The 19,443-nt window shown below is 57.8% G+C and carries 16 protein-coding genes and 2 pseudogenes; 14 read left to right on the top strand and 4 right to left on the bottom strand.

Annotated features, from left to right (window positions below; genetic code table 11):
* Positions 1-839: transposase (locus BUE16_RS15020; RefSeq protein WP_073311291.1), on the bottom strand; the 839-nt coding region annotated here is incomplete at its 3' end.
* Between the two features lie 49 nt (positions 840-888).
* On the opposite strand from BUE16_RS15020, the pseudogene BUE16_RS15025 reads away from it, so the two are divergent.
* Positions 889-1,122 (top strand): annotated as a pseudogene (locus BUE16_RS15025) (ATP-binding protein); the annotation flags it as partial.
* A gap of 406 nt (positions 1,123-1,528) precedes the next feature.
* Here BUE16_RS15025 and BUE16_RS15030 read toward each other — a convergent pair.
* Positions 1,529-1,783, bottom strand: a complete 255-nt coding sequence (locus tag BUE16_RS15030; RefSeq protein WP_073311206.1) for a type II toxin-antitoxin system HicA family toxin — start codon at positions 1,781-1,783, stop codon at positions 1,529-1,531.
* Positions 1,780-2,058 carry a type II toxin-antitoxin system HicB family antitoxin gene (locus BUE16_RS15035; RefSeq protein ID WP_073311208.1) on the bottom strand — a complete coding sequence of 93 codons (279 nt, stop codon included), beginning with the start codon at positions 2,056-2,058 and terminating at the stop codon, positions 1,780-1,782. Before BUE16_RS15035 ends, BUE16_RS15030 begins: the two co-directional genes overlap by 4 nt.
* Before the next feature lie 230 nt (positions 2,059-2,288).
* Here BUE16_RS15035 and BUE16_RS15040 point away from each other — a divergent pair, with 230 nt between their 5' ends.
* The 13 genes and pseudogenes from BUE16_RS15040 (at position 2,289) to BUE16_RS15095 (ending at position 18,440) form a co-directional block, all read left to right on the top strand.
* Positions 2,289-4,184 carry a hypothetical protein gene (locus BUE16_RS15040; protein ID WP_073311210.1) on the top strand — a complete coding sequence of 632 codons (1,896 nt, stop codon included), beginning with the start codon at positions 2,289-2,291 and terminating at the stop codon, positions 4,182-4,184.
* Between the two features lie 2,738 nt (positions 4,185-6,922).
* Positions 6,923-7,093 (top strand): annotated as a pseudogene (locus tag BUE16_RS17275) (RNA-guided endonuclease TnpB family protein); the annotation flags it as partial.
* Positions 7,094-7,351: 258 nt separating this feature from the next.
* Entirely contained in the window at positions 7,352-8,416 is a 1,065-nt protein-coding gene (locus BUE16_RS16475) for a hypothetical protein (RefSeq protein ID WP_143165462.1), read from the top strand.
* 55 nt (positions 8,417-8,471) lie between these two features.
* On the top strand, positions 8,472-9,152 hold the full coding sequence (locus tag BUE16_RS16480; RefSeq protein WP_143165463.1) for a hypothetical protein: 681 nt from the start codon (positions 8,472-8,474) through the stop codon (positions 9,150-9,152).
* An 872-nt stretch (positions 9,153-10,024) separates the two neighbouring features.
* Entirely contained in the window at positions 10,025-10,777 is a 753-nt protein-coding gene (locus BUE16_RS15060; RefSeq protein ID WP_073311216.1) for a P-loop NTPase family protein, read from the top strand.
* 2 nt (positions 10,778-10,779) lie between these two features.
* A complete protein-coding gene (locus BUE16_RS15065) occupies positions 10,780-11,094 on the top strand; it encodes a hypothetical protein (protein ID WP_073311293.1) in 315 nt (104 codons plus the stop codon).
* 60 nt (positions 11,095-11,154) lie between these two features.
* On the top strand, positions 11,155-11,514 hold the full coding sequence (locus BUE16_RS15070; protein WP_073311218.1) for a MarR family transcriptional regulator: 360 nt from the start codon (positions 11,155-11,157) through the stop codon (positions 11,512-11,514).
* Positions 11,515-11,553: 39 nt separating this feature from the next.
* Positions 11,554-11,952 carry a type II toxin-antitoxin system death-on-curing family toxin gene (locus tag BUE16_RS16100; protein WP_073311220.1) on the top strand — a complete coding sequence of 133 codons (399 nt, stop codon included), beginning with the start codon at positions 11,554-11,556 and terminating at the stop codon, positions 11,950-11,952.
* 33 nt (positions 11,953-11,985) lie between these two features.
* Complete coding sequence (locus BUE16_RS17065; protein ID WP_200778456.1) at positions 11,986-12,156, top strand: hypothetical protein; 171 nt, start codon at positions 11,986-11,988, stop codon at positions 12,154-12,156.
* Positions 12,157-12,442: 286 nt separating this feature from the next.
* Positions 12,443-14,650: a type B DNA-directed DNA polymerase gene (locus BUE16_RS15085; RefSeq protein WP_073311223.1), complete on the top strand. Its 2,208-nt coding sequence runs from the start codon at positions 12,443-12,445 to the stop codon at positions 14,648-14,650.
* Positions 14,651-14,741: 91 nt separating this feature from the next.
* A complete protein-coding gene (locus BUE16_RS15090; RefSeq protein WP_200778457.1) occupies positions 14,742-16,679 on the top strand; it encodes a DEAD/DEAH box helicase in 1,938 nt (645 codons plus the stop codon).
* A 59-nt stretch (positions 16,680-16,738) separates the two neighbouring features.
* Positions 16,739-17,461, top strand: coding sequence for a hypothetical protein (locus BUE16_RS16485; protein WP_143165464.1), 723 nt, complete (start codon positions 16,739-16,741; stop codon positions 17,459-17,461).
* Positions 17,454-18,440, top strand: a complete 987-nt coding sequence (locus BUE16_RS15095) for a hypothetical protein (RefSeq protein WP_143165465.1) — start codon at positions 17,454-17,456, stop codon at positions 18,438-18,440. The genes BUE16_RS16485 and BUE16_RS15095 overlap by 8 nt, the downstream gene beginning before the upstream one ends.
* Here the strand turns inward: BUE16_RS15095 and BUE16_RS16490 are convergent.
* A complete protein-coding gene (locus BUE16_RS16490; RefSeq protein ID WP_143165466.1) occupies positions 18,437-19,276 on the bottom strand; it encodes a hypothetical protein in 840 nt (279 codons plus the stop codon). The genes BUE16_RS15095 and BUE16_RS16490 overlap by 4 nt on opposite strands.
* Positions 19,277-19,443: the final 167 nt, after the last annotated feature.

Genomic DNA, 19,443 nt, shown 5'->3' on the forward strand with positions numbered 1-19,443 from the left:
GTCCGTTCGACCCCTGTCCGGTGGTTGTACGTCTCGTCTAAGACTGACTGCTTGAGCTGAACGTCCTCGCTGTGTTCGTCGATGCGGTCTTCGACTCTGTACTCGATATCTTTCGGGTCGTCAGTGTTTCGCGGATTGTATGGAGCGATTGGCACGACCCCTGCGGCCAGCAGGTGGTCGTGCCAATCGAGGATGTCGTAGGCGCTGTCTCCAAGCATCCAGATGGGTGTGTCGACGGCGAGCGCGTCACGCGTGACGCGCATCGCCGTCTCCTGATTCGCTTGTTTGGCTTGTGTGAACTCCGCTGCGATCGGGATCTTTGCGCCGGTCGAGACGATCGTACAGCCGAAACCGTAGTAGTACTCTTCGGCCGTTGGGTCGTAGTTCCATGACGCCGCGTCGTTGTACTGAATCGCCTCGATGTGCGTCGAATCGATGGAGTATGTGGAGTCGAGCAGGCCGCGGACGGCGGCCTGCTCGACGAGTCTGTCGAAGACATCGTCAATAACGTGTTCAAGGTCGGTGAGAAAGCGATCAACCGTGTCTCTGGATGGCGGTTTGTCGAGTCCGCAGTAGTACCAGACAAGGCCGTTCTGAAGTTCTCGTGTCACCGGACGCGTCCCGTAGACATCCTCGTAGTAACAGTGCAGAAAGCCGCGAAAGAGGTCTGGTGGCTGATGAACTCGTGTTCGCCCCCGCTTCGAGGGGGCGAACACGTCGTACTCCAGCAGAAACTCGAACTCAAGATGGTCGAACAGCGGTACTGTCTCGGTAGCCGCCGCATTCAAGAAGTCGTCTACCGAAGCTACGTCTTGCAGGGCGTTGGTACTGCTGGACACAGTTTCCATATCCTGCGGCCTCCCTTGGGAGGCTTTCTATGACACGCTCGTGGGGGTATTAGATGATGGCTTTTACATTGAAGATGATGGCCCTGGTATTCCCGAGAACAAACGAGAAGATGTGTTCGACGCCGGTTACTCTACCGCTGAGGATGGGGCTGGATTCGGTTTGAGTATCGTCAAACATGTGGCTGAAGCTCACGGTTGGGAGATTCAGGTAACCGATGGGTCCGAAGGCGGCGCACGCTTCGAAATAACGGGAATTGAGTTCGCTGCTGAATAGATCCTCTGAGCCTTGTTTAGCCGCTCCTGAAGCCGTCGGTTAGTGGCATATCGAATGAGCAGAATCGGTCTGGGAGTGACTCCCGCTCCGAGTTCGTTGTTTGGCCAAAGGCCATAGAGGACGATTTGCACCGCGTCTAAACAAAGCCGATCCTCTGTATTTCGCACACCGGTTCTATCAGTTCCAGAGAGCTTCAACAGAGCCCAATAGCTGTGTCTGAAGACCAAATTGATTGTATTATTATGTGTTTGGGTGGCGGCATTTCTCTTGCTCTGAGCCCTTCTGATACCGACTAGAGCTTGGAAGCACTACTGAATAGAATAGGCGTGTTTTCAACTACTGTTAACCAGCCGGGCACCACCGCGTGTGGTCGCCGATCGTCGTCTGGGTTCCCGACTCTGTAGGATTACGAGTTCCGGTCGATCCAGTCACAAAACTCGGCGAAATCCCGCGCGCCTGCTTGCTCAGCGATCGCGCGGAGTGTCCCAGTGTCGAGTTCATCGTGTAGTGGGACGGGGACAGTCCGGGCGTCGGCATCGTGGTCGGCTGGCGGCTCCCAGCGGAGTATCGCGTGGTCGCCGTTTGTTCGAACCCACTCGTAGATGCCGCTATTGACCATCACCTTCACGACCTCGCGCCCGGAGAACAGCCGGCGTGTCACTCGAAGATATCTGAGTCGCTGAGCGAACCGCTCGTATTCGCGTCGGGGTCGATGCCAAGTTCAGCGAGATCTTCCGGCGTTGGCTCACTCCCTTCGCCGTAGAACCCAGCGACTGCCTCATCGAGGTTCTCAAGCGCAACTGCTCGGGTCGGCCCTTGTGAGGCAACACCCGTATCCTCGTCGCGGGCGACCCAGCCGTCACCGTCTTCGGCCGGCGTGAGCGAAATTCGCTTCGGCAACGGCGGGTCGCCATTCCCGGCGGTGTCGGTGCTCATACGTAGCTCTCCCATCCACATCCGCAAAAGCGTTCGGCTGGCTATGTTTCACTAATCTGACCTCTGCCGATACCGTCGAGGTGGATATCGCCCACAACCCCCTGTGTAGACCTGCTCGGTGACGCGTAACGCCGGCTGACGCTATCGTCGTTCTCTCTGTTTGCGCTCGGCATTAGGAACTGCCCCGCCTACCGCCGCTTGTCGTGTGTAATTGGTGGTATCAATTGTGCTTGCTAAACCAGTGGATTGAGTTCGACGGGATCGGTCCCGGCGAGCGCGGGGCACTCAAGACCGCGAAGATGCTGGACGACAACGGCATCGGCGCGATCCTCATCGAGATCCCCCGGATTGCCGGTCGGAAGGTCGACCTCGACGACTACCTCACCGACGAACTCTACGAGGTCGCCCCGCCACTGCCGCACCTGTCGGCGCTGTTGGAGATGTGGCGCCGCGAGGACGTCGAGGCGACGCTGCGAGAGACAGTTGGGTCCGCGGAGGTCCCACGCGTCTCGCCGCGAGCAAGCACGTACACGGACGGGTTGTCGTCCACAGAAATCGACCTACTGGATACCATCACGCTTCGGCGGGCGTTCACGAACGAGGTGGGCCAACAGATCAACGCGTATCTCGAGGAACACCACGGGGTCGGTCTGGACGAAGAAGACGAGGACATCACCGTCCGCGGGCTCTCGGCCGCCGAGGACGACGATCCCACAGCCGACCAGATCCCACAGCGGTTCGAGGAGTTCCCCCACATGGACTACGCGGGCGCTGGGCTGGATGAAGCCGAGCTCATGGAGATTCTCGAGTGGGACACCGAGTACGGCATCCCGCGGGTGCCCATCGACGAGTACATCGACTTCGCGGAGGCAAAGACGGCGATCGTCACTGCCGACGGTGCCGGCTGGGAAGATGTCGTTGTCACCGCCGCGGGCGGCGGGCCGGAGGACATCTTCAGCGAAGACGCCGGCGAGGAGTTCCGGCCGTCGTCGCTCGCGAAGAGCGGGCTTGGCGCGTACCTCACGCTCGGCCGGCACGTGACGGCGCGTACAGAGACGAGCATCCACCGCGACTTCACGTCCTTCGGGACGGTGGAGTCCGACAGCGACGACGAGAACGGGCCTGACAGCCTGCTCGTGGAGCCGCTGTTCGAGGGCCACACGATTACCCATCCGACGGACCACGACGCCTACGACGAGTTCTCAAAGCACCGTGCGGTGGAGCAACTGGACGACAACCAGTCCGACTCCGAACGGCCCGACCTGAAGAGCGGATCCAACAGCAACCGGAACGAGTTCTACGAGCAGACGATCACCGCACTCACCGGACACGACGTGGGTGAGCGTGGTCCGAACCCACTGGCCCACATCGGGGACTCGGAGAACTACTTCCTCCCGCTCAATCGAGATATCGCATACGACCACAAGCGGCAGGTCACCTACACCCCGTTATCGTACATGGCCTGCATGGTCAAGGTCCGCCGGGTCGACAACCCCGGAGGAGAGTTCACCGACGAAGAAGAGCTCCACACGTGGGTCCGGATCAAGGATCGGACATCCATCCTCAGCGACGATGCCAAGATCCCCTGGAAGTTGCTGAACGAGGCTGGCCTCGAACTGGGAACGCTCGAACCGGAGGACATCCAAGAGAGAGAAGTGCCTACAGGAGACAAGACTGTCACCGTCGACATGATCGTCGACGAGCAGAAGTTCAACGCGACCATCGACGCCTTCCGCGAGGAGTACGGTGTCGACCCCGGCAGAAGTAAGAAGATCAGCAAGGAGGATTTCGTCGTCGATGGCCTCACTCAGGAGGAGTCGATGGAGCGGTTCGCGGACTATCACATTACTGATAGTGCGGAGGTTGATCCCGAACTGGAGATCGACTACCTGCAAGTCCCATCGAGGACTGCGTACCATGCCTACGAAATGTTCTGTGAGAAGAACGGGGTAGAGCCGAAGCATATGCAGGCGATGAAAGACATGGTCGGTTACCTCGGCTGTGAGAAGAAACGTTCCCAGGTCGACGGTGTTCAGGCTACCCGACTACTTGGAGTAACACTGACCCAGACCGGAGAGGAGTTAGCAGACATGCACCCGGACTCAGAGGAGCAACCAAAGGTCTGAACAAGCAACTTGGTCGTCCTAATTATCTCGTTTCTGATATAGAGTCCGAACGGTCAAGACACGGCCCCATTACCATCCTCCCCCGGATGGATCTTGTTTCTGCTATCGCTGATCTGCTCGTGCCCTATCGGTAGAGCCATGGCCAATTCACACGCTTTCTTATCTCGCCTGTCCGGGTGGAAGTGAGTATGATCTCCCCGGAAGGTTCCGTTGGGGCCAGCTCGATCCTTGGCCACTATAGTGGGCCATCCCAGATTACGTTCCACCTGTCATCGCCTGTAAATAGGCTATTGATTTCAGCGTCATAGTATGGTTCATCAGAATATATTGGCCCTGTATCTAACAGCCCAAGTGAACCACATTAGGATGTAGTTGTAGCGATGCCAGTTGACATTCAGTCTCGGAAGCGGACTATCAGATGAATCTATTGGAACTGATATATTGTAACACTCACATTACGATAGAACTATTCTGGGCCAACACATCGGTCCCAACTCAGTTCGTTATCAGGGGCCGTGATGGGTCAGGAATGGTCAAGACCAGTCCCAAATGAATCTCCTTGACCCGTAGGTACTGAGCGCGATCTCAACAACCAGTTCCAGAGAACACTCTGTGAATTCTCGTTCGGAGATAGCGGGTTAACCCACGTTTCTAAATTCGCTGTGCAGCAACTTCGTCGACCAAGCGAGAGAATGGCCGTCCCGGGAGAAGGATGCTACTATCATACTTCGTATGTCTTGCAGGGGGTGGGGATTACCGGGGTTGCAGGGGTGGTTGCAGGGGTGGTTGCAGGGGTCGGATATCGCCGATATCCTGAAAATAACCAGACGGCGTCGGGATCCCATTGAATTTGCCCCCCTGCAAGCGACTCATATTGGAGAGTAATTATTAACTGAAGCACTCGAGGGGTGCTATTTCGTGCAAAATCGCCATACGGGCACTATCTTGCATGGGGGTGTTGCAGGGGGTGGTTGCAGGGGGTTGCAGGGGGTGAAACAGTGCCAGATGCCGCCGTAGAGTGATTTCCATTAATATACCCGATATACTACCGTGAGAACTGCTGTGGTTCGCAATATCTCGGCTCAGAGGATCAACTTGCAGGGGGTGTTTATTTCAGGGTTTGCGTCGAAGGGCGGGGTACATAAAGCCCGTATTGAAAAACCCCCTATATGACGTTACGGAGCACAGCTCCTGTCTCCAAGGCCGACAGGCCAAGCAAAATCGAAGACACCGCCAAGCGGCCAGTGGGGCCTTGGATCTCTCTGGGAGCTGATATAGGAGTGAGAGGGTGGGGGGTTGGCCATGACGACAGCCGAGGATGGACGACTGGCCGATCGACCAGCAGAGGAGTGGCCCCGCCACAGCGGATCGGCAGTCGCCGATTGCGACTGAAGATGGAGGGTGGAGGATACTGGAAGTGGTGGGGGGTTGGCCCGAACCGAGCGGTGACCTCGAGGCAGTCGGCGCTGGGTGGAAGGAGATGGACAGACGAGCCATCCGGCTCTTGACCGACCGCCGGTCAGGGAGGTCCGCAGGCGCTGGAAGCTTTATCAGAATCTCGATACATCCCCGACTCTCAAGCCGAGGGGCAGGCAGACATCCCGTGGGCAGTCGGCCCAGGAGTCACCATCGACGACGTCGACCGCGACGACTCGAGCCGGGGGGACTACCCGTGGCGATCGTTCCGCACTGGCGGCGCCGCGACACGCCCCGTCGACGAGGTCGTCACCCCAGCGCAAGCCGAGGCGATCCGCGCGGCTATCGACCATCCCAGTAGACGGGGGACTACACGGGAGCAGTCCGCCCGTGTGATCGACGAGTGTCCGTGGGAGGCCCATGGGGACGGACGGACAGTGGGGAGTGACCAGTGGGGGTCCAGTCGGCAGGAGCCCCATGGGGACAGACAGAGATCGCACCGGTGGAACAGCACCTACATCGAACACCGACCTACCACATACTTGATACAGGACCACGACCGCGACAGCGACCGCCGACTCGATCGTGGTGCCCCAGCCTGAGCCGGGAGTCGGCATGGTCGACCCGCCGCGCCTCGCTGCGCGCCTCGGCTCACGAAGTTCGCCTTCTGTGCTTGCGTCGGCGGGGCGGGATCGACCGCACCTCTCCCGGCTTCGAACCGCGACCGCGACGGCGCCGCACCAGCTCCGCGACCGCCACCGCACTCGTTTGGCCCGCCTTTGCTTGCAGGGGACCATGCCAACGGATCAGAACCGTAGTGCAGATATCGACAAACAATTCGGAAAACCTGATATGAACCACCCCAAGACACCAATCGACGACAGCCACCAGACCCAGTCTGAGACGAGTCAGAACACCGGGGCAAGCGGGGGGAGATTTCGACGGGGAACCAGCCCGACCATTTGTCTTCAGTCGACGGGCGAGATGGCTTCGAAGACCTCAGAGAGTCAGCGGAGAACCGAACGAGTCGTGACCGTCTCGCAAACAACTACGACGGGGAGACCGGCTGGGTTCGAACTCGCGATCGACGGAGAGTGTGCCGCGCCGGGGTGTGGGGAAGCGCCCCAGAAGGGGAACCTCGACCTACTGTTGGGAGCGCGGGTCGGTGGGATGGCCGCAGACTATCTTTCTTCGAGGAGAGAATCCCGCCGTTTACGGCGGGAGTGAATCCGACAACTCCTACACCGACCACCGTCGATAGCAAGCCCGGATATTCACCGTTAATCCGTACCATTAAGTAGGTTTGTCTACATAGGCTATGTATGGCGATTGAGGTCACGCGTACCTACGTTGGTTCCATCCAGAACCACCAACAGGTGCGTGATGGCCTTGACTCGCTCGGAGACTCAGCCTCCAAAATCTGGAACATCGCACGATGGACAGCCGACCGCATCTGGGACGCAACCGGCGAAATCCCAGATGAGGGCGTGCTGACGATAGACGTACGTCTATCGTCGGTCCATACCTCGTTGCAGTCATGCGGTTTTGCTAGGGGTAGGATATTCCGCTCTCTATCACGCCACCACCAACCGCAAGACGGCGTGGGGATCAAATTCAATTATCGTCCACAACTCACGCCACCAACATCTCAATAGCCGGGGTAAGTGGGAGGCGAATTCCGGATTCAAATTCTCATAACAAATTGCGCCACCAGTATCGATTTAGTACCGACTTCGGTTACCCCGAGTATCGTGCGAACACGTTGGACCAATGAATACGTCACGGAGCGGTTCCCTGACGAAGTCCGCGCCCTCCGTCGCGAGCAAGGACAGCCTGAGAATCTGAAGCCAACACACCAGTGGTTGGTTGACAACGGTTTCTCGGGAATCCAGGGATACGTCGACGGCGAAGACTACACTGTCGACGACGTGCTGCTCGACGTCTGTGAATTCGACCCGAAGCCACCGAAGCCACTTCCAGGCAGCCACCCTGAGACAAAGCGACTCATTCGTGCGTATCTCAAGATGGAAGCTGAGGATTTCAACAGGTTGGCTGACTCAACAATCGCCAGTCTTCGCTCCCGGTTCCGACGGCTCATAGAAATCTCTATGCAGTATCTGGGTACGAGCAATCTCCTCCGCCCGGTACGAGTCTCGAAGGCTGAGGGATTCCATCAGATCATGGATTTGTATGGTGGCCTAGATGAAGAACTGGAATCTGAGGGGTCACGTATCAATTATGCACTCGCCCTCGTACAGTTGTATAATCACCTCGACGATCTCGGGCATGCAGACCATAATCCTGCAAAGAAGGTTCTGGAGCGGAAAGACTGGAGCTACAACCGACAGGGACCAGAGGTTGTGTTTTCTGTCGATCAGATCTGTGACTGTTGGATCGCAACCGATCGCAAGTGGAGCGGCGACGAGGCTCACACCCGACGGATGATCGTCTTGATGTTTGCTGGGTACGGCCTCCGGTACAGTGACGTCGAAAAATTCGATGCACGCAATGGGGTCCATCTGGATCGCGACGACCCAGTCATTGAATTCGAGGAGCGCAAAAACGGCCCCGGAACAGTAAGCGCACTCGTCGGTACAGATCTGCTCAAGTACCATATCAAGAAACTTAAACGAGACCCAGATTGGAACGGGAAACTCTTCCCGAACGATGAGGCAGACAGTGGGTCTCGATCTCCAGGGTGGTTCAAAAAACGCATAGTCGAGCTCTGCGAAGCCGCTGATGTCACCCCGCCAAGTGGGGACAGTCCGGTTCTTGGGGCTCTGTTGAAATCCTCTTCACGTCTTGCGATTTGTTGAGAGACTAGTTTCCAACCGTACCGACGAAAACCGGTGGGGAGAGTAGCTCTTCTCAATGTCAACTCTGAAGGATTTCAACAGAGCCGTTCTTGGAGATTTCCGAAACTTCTGGTACAACGAGTTCGCAAGTGCGGCCTCTGAGTTCCTCAATATCACAGACCTCGCAGCCAATGCACAGGGTAGCTCAGTAGCCAGTATCGTCTCCAAACACTACTTGACCGCGAAGAAAAGTCGAAAACACTTCCTCCAGCATTCAGGAGAGCGTTTCGGCCGCGCATTCAATGGCGATCTCGCCGTCACAAGTGCTGGCGCCGAGGAAAATGAGACAGATGCAGGAAACGGGGACACGCAGTACTCGTTAGTGAGGGGGCAACAGTCCGCGCTTGACGAGTACATCAACGGGCTGCTCCCTGGCGTGGCCGTGACGGTGATGGCCTCTCTCCTCGTGTATGGGCGCGCGTGCCGTGAGCAGGCTGCTCTCGAATACGATTCCCGAACAGAACAGCTGACGCCACGAAAAACCGTACTCATGATGGGACTCATGTCCTTCGCAGGGCTTGGGTTCGGGCTCGTTCTGGCCATGCGTGGGATCAACCTCAACCCGCTTGCTGGACCAGTCGACGCTCCGCCGCCGTTCATCTCACTCGGCGTCCTGCTTGGCGCGCTCCGAGCGCTCTACGAGTTCCGCGACCTCGAGGAGCCGTCGGCAGAGCCAGTGTCTCGTGGGCAGGCGTAGCGTGTATTTGTCGTTCTGTGTGTCATACCGGATGCTCAGGTGAGGTTCTACTCGATATTCGTGCTCGCGGTGGCTTGATTACGTGCGGCAGGGCGGGGGCGATCGGGGTCACCGTCAGCTCCACACTGATTGGAATCCCGACACCAGTTACGCGCGCGCATTCAGAGTCGGATCCTACCACCCCCCACGTGAGGAGCGGCCGTAAGCCGCCAGTGTCGAACGCATGGAGCCGTCGATGAGTGGGTCTGCTAAGATGGCCGCTGAGGGGAACGGCTGCTGTTCGTGAGCCTCCGTAGCGCAATGACCAACCAACAAGAAATCGGCTGGAGCGCGTAGTCTGGTTTCTGATATGTGTTCTAATCGTGGTCCAGTTGGATACGGTCTTCTCGTCGACGGGCCTTGAGGTCCCGCCGTCGCGCCGCCGGCCGGGTGATGTCCATATAGTGGCCAGTGCGTGGCTGAGGTGACAGTGAGCCGGTATCAGGTACACGCGCGTTTCAGGAGACGAGGGTATGGTAGGGGGGAGGGAGTTCTGACTAGATCACCGGCAAGTGAGGGGCGGGAGCAAGTAGGCCGGGGCCGTCGCGAATGAGTCGGTTGCCGGACGCCTCTCAGGAGGGTCGTGGACTGGCGGACTCACCGCATCGCTGTTGGCCTGTTCCTCGCGTCCGGTTGGGTACAGTCGCCTCGATGCCGTTCACTTCCGGTCGCTACCGACGGCACCAGGGATAAACGCCCTCACATGCCCAACCGGTGTATACGGTCGCGAACAGGCCTTACGGGCACCGTTCGGACGCGCTGGTCCGTTCACGTTCACTTCCACTCCACACGCATGGCTGAGCCCCTTATGGACGCACTCCGTGCGTTCTGGTATGCATCGCGACCAGCCGCACGATGGTGTCGAACTGCCCACGCTCGAGGCGGGCGTGACGCTCTTGGAGATCGACGCCGAGCTCGGCGCCGAGCCGTTGTGCGCGCTCGTCCTCGACCAGCTCCTGTCTTCGGGTGACCATGCGTTCTGGGTCGACGCCGGTGGGAATGTCCAGACATCGACGCTCGCGACGCTTGCCCCGCACCCCCAGTACCTCGAACGGATCTCCGTCGCTCGCGGCTTTACGGCCTACCAACACGCCTCGCTGCTCGATCGCCTCCCGCGGGTGGTTTCGAACGCAGCCCTCGAGCACACCGACCCGGCGCTCGTGGTCGTTCCCGCGATGGATCTGCTCTACCGTGAGGACGATATCCCCCGTGAGCAGGCACAGGAGTTGCTCGTCCAGCGGCTCGCGACGCTCGCCGGGATCGCTCGCGAGCGAGACCTTCCGGTCATCGTCACCCGCGCTCGCGACGACGAGCTGTCGGCGCCGATCGAGGCCGCCGCTGGGGAGACGCTCACCTGTCAGGCGACGCCCTTTGGACCACGGTTCACCAGCGACGACACCGAATCTGACGCAGAGACGCTCGTCTATCACACCGGCGACGGGTGGCTCCAGACGACGCTCGCGTTCTGGCGGGAGATCCTCCAGCACCGCGCTCGCGCCGTCGACGCGCCGGTCGACACCGCTGGTGAGTCACCCACGGCTTCGTCGACGTCGACGACGTCGCCGGTCACCCCCGAGGGGTGGTGAACGTGGGGCGGACCAACCCGACGTTCCGCGATGTACTCGGGCGGATGGAAGACGAGTGGAGTGACTTCCGGCGAGCGCTGCGGCGGCGCCACCAGCCGCTGCTCGACCGGCTGTTCACCTACGCTCGCGAGCACGCCGACGCCGCGAGTCATCTGAACCATCCCGACCGGCTCGCGCCCGTCCTGGTGAGTATCGACCTCGAGCAAGAGGATCGAATCGACGAACTCGAGGAGCGCGTTGCGGAGTTGGAGGACCGCCTCGAAGACACGTCCGACCGCAATGAAGACGGCTCCGATGTGGAGCGAACCGCTCTGTGACGTTATTATCCAACATCAATATCTCAAACAGCTATTTTCAAACAGCACCAACACAGGCCTATGTCGAGCGGCACGATCGATATCGACGGGTTCGAGAACGCCGACCCCGACAAGTTCGAGGAGCGGACCGACACGGAACGGATCGTTCAGTTCCTCGACGAGCACGACGACCGGGCGTGGAAGGCGGCGACGATCGCAGCGGAACTTGAACTGGATACCGACGCCGTCAGTGCGATACTCTCACGACTCAAAGAGCGCGGGCTCGTCCGACACAAGCGTCCGTACTGGGCGATCACAGACGATGAGGAGCGACTCCAAGCCGCCTATCGGTTGCACCAGCACCATGAGGCTGCAGCCGAGCAGTACGGTGAGGAGCAACTTGCGGAGCTCCAGACTGACGACATGGAAGAGACAGTGTGAGTGAGAAACCGATAAGAAGAACGTGGGCAACTCAAGCGTGTGGCTGACGATATCGCATATCCTTCTGTCGACCTCATTGTTGATCTCCACGAGCAGATTGTAGCAGAAGGCGACAACACAGAGCCAGGAATTCGATCCGAGGACGCGATCGCATCTGCACTACAGTACATCTCTGAAGGGTTCTTCGGCGAGGTTCCTGCAACGATTCACGAGAAAGCGGTCCATCTGATGCGGTTGCTTGTTGCCGAACACGCGTTTGTTGACGGGAACAAGCGGACGGCACTGCGAACGGTCGTTGTCTTCTACATGCTGAACGGGTACGTGTTCGACTATGGAAATGAGGTTCGAGCGTTGTTACGCCGGTTCGCTACCGATGAAGCCGCCGTCGACATCGATACTGCAGTCATCTATTTCCGGGCGTGTGCCCGCCGGAATTGATAAATGGATACACCGAGAATCTCTGACTACGCAATGGCGTCCAGTACCGATTCTTCGACGACCAGCGATGAGGAGGTTCGGCAGTTGTACGAGCGGTACCAAGCAGCCGAAACCGAGGCCGAACGACGTGAAATCGCTCTTGAAATGGGGGAACTGGATGGACGCCGCCACGCGGAGATCTACGCAGCCCTCGAGAACGAGTAAGCGTCTTCTCAGCTGCTTCAGGGATGAGAGACCTACCCAGTGGATAGCGTGCAGACTCAGATAAAGCGCATAGACACCGCCTTCTCTGACTTGCTGCCTGCGCTTCGGCCGTGGATCACTTTCACTCTGGATGGCTGAGGCATATCCCCTCGTGCAGTCTTTCACTATCTGTGATCACCGATACGGGACCGCGGGGTGAATCGTCGCCGAGGTCCGAACCACGGGGCGGCTGGCTCGGGAGGACCGCTACGACCGCCGAGATGCCAGTCGAGTATGAGCGATAGCGATGGTGCTCGCGATCGACTACGACGGCACCACGGTCGTCGAGTGGCGGCTCATGGCCGACGGTGTCGAACGCACCCGCGTCGACGACTACCGACCCACGATGTACGTGGGAGCACCTGTCTCGGAGTTGTACGGCGAACACGGCGGGCAGTCACCGCGAGTGCAGCTACCGGCGCGAGGAGCGCTCACTGAGGCGCTTCAAGACCTCCGGACGTTCCTTGCGGGGCAGGCGGCCGTCGAGTCGCTCTCAGTGGGCGTGTGGCGCCAGACGTTCCGCGCTGACGCCCGGCCCGTCCTCAAGATCGAGTGTCGCGAGATCGACGACGTCCGCTCGGTCGCGCGGCGTGTCCAGCAGTTCGGCGCGGCGGACGCCTACACCTGCTACAACGTCGATGTGACGCGCCAGCTACGGTACACGCTCGAAACCGAGACCGATCCGGCGCCCGACACGGATGTTCGCGAGCTTCGCACGCTTGAACTGGGGTTTCCGGCCCACGAGTCCGGGGTGGAGGCGCTGCCGAAGCTCACCGTCGACGGTGAGTCAGTGGGATCGACGCCGAGGGAGGTGGTAGAGGCGGTTGGCGAGCGCGTCGCGAGCGTCGACCCGGACGTGCTGATCGTCGATACCGCCGAAGTCGTCCCCCTGCTGTTCGAGGCGGCGGGGGAGTACGGGCTTCGACCGTTCGAGCTTGGGCGTGAACCGGGGTATACACAGCTGGCGTCGGCCTCGACGTACACGAGCTACGGGAACATCGGCCACTCGCCGGCGCGGTACTCGGTGCCGGGGAGAGTGCTGCTCGACCGCTCGAACTCGTTCTTTGTCCACGAGGCAGGCCTCGAGGGCTGTCTCGATCTCGTTGAGCGCGCTGGACTGCCGTTGCAGGAGCTCGGGTGGGCGTCGATCGGGCGGGTGCTGACGGCGATGCAGATTCGCGAGGCGCGTTCGCGGGGCGTGTTGGTGCCGTGGCAGGCGTGGCGCCCGGAGTTCTTCCGCTCGGCGGCGACGCTCGATACCGCCGACCGCGGCGGGACGACGCTCGCGCCGGAGGTCGGCGTCCACGAGGACGTCCACGAGCTCGATTTTTCGTCGTTGTATCCGAACATCATCCGCGAGTACAACATCTCACCCGAGACGGTGCGGTGTGGCTGCTGTGATACCCCACAGGTTCCAAATGTGGGGTATAGTATCTGTGAGCGCGACGGGTACCTTCCCGCTGTGCTTGGCCCGTTGATCGACGGGCGGGATGCGATCAAACAGCGGATTCGTGAGTCCGAAGATTCGGCGGAGATCGCGGCGTTGGAGTCGCGCTCGGCCGCGATCAAGTGGATTCTGGTGTCGTGTTTCGGCTATCAGGGGTTCTCGAACGCGAAGTACGGCCGCATCGAGTGCCACGAAGCAATCAACGCGTTTGCCCGGGAGATTCTACTGGATGCGAAGGAAGCGCTCGAGGCCGGCGGGTGGCGCGTGTTGCACGGGATCGTCGATTCGATCTGGGTGACGCCCGCGTCTGATGTGGACGAAGAAGAGCGGCAGGAGTTGGATGTGATTGCTCGGGAAGTGAGCGCGGAGGTGGGCATCGAGTTGGAATATGAGGGAGCCTTCGAGTGGGTCGCCTTCTGCCCACGTCGCGGTGGCGATGGCGGGGCGCTCACGCGATACTTCGGGCGGCGTCGTGGCGAGTCGTACCCGGAGGAGGGTGTGGGTGAGGCGGTGAAGACGCGAGGGATAGAGTGCCGGCAAGATGATACGCCGGCGTGGATTTCGCGGTTGCAGGCGGCGTTGATCCGGACGCTGGACCGGACGCATGATGTGGAGGCTGTCGTCGGGGAGCTGCGACGGTGGCTCACTCGGTTAGAAGAGGGTGAGGTTGACCCGGTGGAGTTGCTGGTGACGCAGCGGGTGTCGAAGCGCGCTGAGCAGTACCGGTATGAGACGGTGACCGTGGCGGCGTTGAAGCGCTCGAAGTGGAAGGACTGTGCGCTCGAGCCCGGCCAGCGCGTCGAGTACTTGGTGGTAGATGATGATGCGACGGGGTTGGGGCGGGTACGACTGGGGCATGAGTCGTTAGGGCGGTACGATGTCGAGTGGTACCGGCGTGAGGCGATCCGGGCTGCCGAGAGTGTGGTGTCGCCGTTGGGATGGGATCGCGAGCGGATTCAGCGGACAGTGTCGGGTGTTGTGGAGCCGTCGCTGGGGGAGTTTGGGTAGTGGGACAGGCTCCACCATTAGGACCGAATTCCAAGTCGTGAACCATCGCACGGTCGCAGTACTCTCGTGAGTTTCTCTTCAGCTACACAAGATGTATATGCTTTTGCTCCGTAGCAAATTCAACAAACGGAGCCCCGATATCACGATGCCAAAGAACACACAGTATCCATTAGAAGATGTCCGAGAATCTGTCTTTGAACTTCTCTCTGAACAGCCGTTCGTGACGACGGGTGGTGTCGCTAAAGCCCATGGAATGGACTCAGAAACCGCTCGACTCAAGCTCAACAAGTTGGTTGAGCAAGATACTTTGAAAACACGTCAGATTGGTGCTAGTGCCCGTGTCTGGTTTTCTGACGCTAATATTGCTCCGGAGCAAATACTTCAGAAGACAGCCGCAGAAGGATCTGCTCCGGAGCAAATGTCTGAGCGTACACTCTTTTTCCCCAGTCGCCGAGAGATTGTGGTTGACTCACCTCAAGACGAGACACGCGACATACTGTCACGAGTCGCACATCTAGTTGACTCAACTGGTAGTGGCTTCCTCTACAAAATTGACCAAGAAGACATCTGGACAGCGGCATACGACACTTTCGACACTCTCCGTTCTGATCTCCAAGCTGTCGTCGGCGATGAGTGGACAGCGAGTTTTGAGAGTCGAATTCGAGACGATTGGGACCGTGCACATCAGTTCCGTTTGCGGACGCGAGTTGCAGACTCCAACCAGTACAGCGTACTGGAAGCCGATGATCAGGACCTCTTCGAGAGCGTTGCGAAGGCAAATCTCGACTACAACACACATTACACGGAATTTCTCTCTGAGACGGCGATGCGGATCAAGAACGGTGCAGAGGCGAGCGTCAAAGAAGTCCTTTACGAGGAGGGATATCCGGTCCTTGATGAGCGCCGACTCAAGGACGGTGCTTCACTTGAGGTCCAGCTGGGCGACGAATTTGATCTCCGTGAGTATCAGCAACGATGGGTCGATCAGTTCGCCGAGCGACGTGCGGGTGTGTTCGTTGGCCCATCTGGCTCGGGCAAAACCGTCGCAGCGATCGGAGCGATGGAGGCAATTGGTGGGGAGACACTCATTATCGTCCCATCGCGAGAGCTCGCCCAGCAGTGGGTTACAGAGCTAACTGAGAAGACGAACCTTGATCAGTCGCAGATCGGGCAGTACCACGGGGGCCAGAAGGAAGTTCGCCCGGTGACGATCGCGACATACGATATTGCCGCGATGAAGCGTCACCGAGAGTTATTCAACGAGCGAGACTGGGGGCTCGTGATCGCGGATGAATGCCACCATGCTGTCGCCAGCACATGGAAGCGTTTCCGTGAGATTCAATCGACAGCTCGACTCGGGCTGAGTGCGACACCCGTTCGGGAGAGTGGCGACGCGAAAGAGATCTACACTCTAATTGGACCACCAATCGGTTCAGACTGGCGGGAACTGTTCGAGGCGGGCTGGGTATCGCAGCCAGAAGTCGAGATGCGGTTGGTAGGCTGGGAATCCGAAAGCGCTCGAGACCAGTACAAACAGGCCGATGGGACCCAGAAACTCATCGAGGCAGCCCGTAACCCAGCGAAGCAGAGCGCGATCTCTGACCTGCTGGAGCGCCACAGTGGCGAGAAGGCCCTTATTTTCGCAGACTGGATTGAACAAGGGAAAGACCTCTCCAACGCGCTGAACTTGCCGTTCATCTACGGGGAAACGAGCCACGAGAGACGGGAGTCGATATACCAGCAATTCCGAGATGGAGACATAGAGGCACTCATCGTCTCTCGGGTCGGCGACGAGGGAATCGATCTACCAGATGCAGAGGTAGCGATACTTGCGTCGACGATGGGATCGTCACGGTCACAGACTGGTCAGCGAGCTGGTCGAACGATGCGCCCATTCGGCGATGCGGCTGTGTACCTCTTGTTGACGAAAGGAACTGGAGAAGAAGAGTGGGGCCGCGAGTCGACGCAGTATCTCGCTGAGAAGGGTGTTAGTGTGCAGAAGACAGGGAATAGCGATTCTGTTCCATAGTACAGGACTGACGACAGTCTGAGAAGAGCTTATGTGCATTCCAATAACTATCCAAATATATGCCAGATTACCCGATTCCGAAGCGGACTACCGATGAGCAACTTCTCAAGGTTGTTCAAGGATACTATAGTACCGGGGGACACAACAATCCGGTTTCAAGCACGGAGGTCGACGACATTATTGGTACGTCCGATGTTACTGGGAGGCAGACTTCGTTCCTCGAGGAGATAGGAATCGTTGGAAAGGATGGACGACAGCGAATGCTAACCGATTCTGGGAGCGATATCGGCGAGGCCCTTATGGGCAACAATGAGGATTTAGCCCGAGAGAAGTTCCGAACCCTCCTCAACGATTGGGAGTTCACCGAGAAGATAACCGGATTTGTGGAGATGGGTGACGAACCCACTGATGAGGCACTCACCCAGTACATCAAATCGAACGCGTCTTCTGACGACGCTAGAGGAATAAGCGCACTTGTCGATCTACTCGTTTGGTCAGATATCCTTGAGAAAAACGACTCTGGGGATTACATTACTGCAAATGACCCAGTGACTGCATCAGATCCAGATCACGAGTCAGGTCAGACACCTAGTAATCCTCGACAGGGTGATCAAGACACCAAGAAGGATAGTAGTGCACAAGAGCAATCTCAATTCCAATCGAACGGATCTGACCAGTTTAACATCAGCTTTGAGTTCTCTGCCGATGATGATCCTCAGGACATCGAGGAGACTATCACGGCAGCTCGCCGCGCGATTGAGTTGGATTTGAGTGATGACTGATGAGGATGAATACTCGCTCTACGCGCGAGTTGTAAAACCAGATTTAGTTTTAGAGGCTGTTTTCGGGATTGCTGAGTCACCGGCACCGATGGATCCTGATAGCCTCCAGGAGTTCATCGACCGCGAAGAGCGATATACAGATGCAGTCATCCACCTCGCGAAGGAACTCAACATGGCTCGTGAAGCCCCTGCTGGGCTTGTTGTCGATCCTGAGATTGAGGACGAGATCAAAAGAGCGTCTCCGGATCAACGCTTTGTCATTCTCAATCGCTATGTCCAGCGGTACGAGCCGTTCACCACCTTCTCATCATTTATCAACAAGGGCTACTCTGCCGAGGCAGCTGCGCGGAAGGTAAATTCGCTCTATCAGATGAACATTGCAGACTCCAAGCTGAAATCACAGTTACTCAACCTTGGGGAGTATGCCGAGATCATCTCAGTTGGCGATGAGCCGCGCGTTACGGGCATTGGCGAAGACCCGCTGAGCGAGAAATACGTTGAGGACCTACTGACAGCGCTTCAGTCAGAAATGAGCGCGCGTCTATTCTTAGAAGACCGGCTTGGTGAGGACCTTGTGAGGTACCTCGACCATGGATCGTTCGAGGAACTTATCGCCGCACTACGCCTCTTCGAGGATGAACCACGGAGTGCAATCGCAGCTGCTGGACGGGCCGTTGAGGATTTTCAACGTGACTTGGCTGCGGACTACGGAAGTGAGGACCGAGATTACCAGTCTGCCTCTGGGATTGGACAACTGACGATGCACCTGAACGGTGATGATCTAATGATGAAACGTCACCTCCATGGTGGTAACTACCTCGGCGGGATGCGCAATCCCAGCGGTGGACACGGTAAGGACACAGAGACATTGGAGCGCTGGGATGTCTCTTCAGAAGTCGCACTCGAGTATGTTCTGGCGGCAACTCACTACATCCGGAGCCAGTATCGCTACACTACGGAGCTCAAGCAGATTCTCTAATCGAAGTCGTCAAGCCCGATCTGCCCTTCGTCTTCCTCAGATTCCGAATCGCGTTTTGGATCTGTTTCACTTAGGCTATCAGAGACTGCCCTCATTGTCTGTTCAATAGCTTCTTCAGAATCGCCTGTAGCGATCTCCACGTTGATGTTTACTGAATAGTCGATAGAACGCTCAATACCCCGAGATGGACTGGCTTGAGGCTTATTGAGCTGATCTACTTCTGGACTGGGTTGTTCAGTCTCATCAGGTTGATCTGATTTCCCATTTGTACCTTGGTCTATGCTAGAATTCTGATGAGAGGTGTCTGTGTGGTCCTCGATTTCGTCCTCACTTCTAGCAGAGAATGCTTCGCCGTTTTTGTACAGGATCTGTGCGTCAATTAGGAGATCAACAAATGCGTGGGTAGACGAGGCACTCTTATTTTCAGTCTCTGTCAGCGTTTCTACTTGCTCAATAAGTTCTTCCTCAGAAGGGTTCTTGATCGCTGCAAAATCTACTATGTCCTGCGTGACAGAGAAGTCGAATAATCCGTTGACGATCGCTTTCGCAGGGTTCGATTGGTCGCTTCTAATCGCTTCCGCGTAAGCGATGCCTTGGTCTGTCAATTGTTTTGACTGCCCATCTTCGGTCAGCACATCGACTGCCAAGAGGAACTTGTTATTCCGGGAAACGATAGAGGAGTCGATACCCAGTTTTCTAGCAGCATCACCGTTTGAGCATGCTTCGTCGGCAGCTCCGGCTGAATACCATGCGAAGACAATCTGCTCAAGTGATTCAAGAGAGACTTTTTCGGGTAAGGGTTCGGGCATAACATGTCTACCAAACTCAAAGGACATACAATTATCTAATTTTAGTTAGTATTTAAACGTCTTATATCGGGGGACGTAGGAGTGTAGTTCAGGAGGGGGCTGTTAGAGGTGTTCTCCTACTCAGCAGTCCTGTGACAATTTCGTTTCGCAGACCCCCTGCCTTCTTGACGATTCGGTTGCGGCTAGGCGGTATC

This window comes from Halobaculum gomorrense, from assembly GCF_900129775.1.
Classification (GTDB): domain Archaea; phylum Halobacteriota; class Halobacteria; order Halobacteriales; family Haloferacaceae; genus Halobaculum; species Halobaculum gomorrense.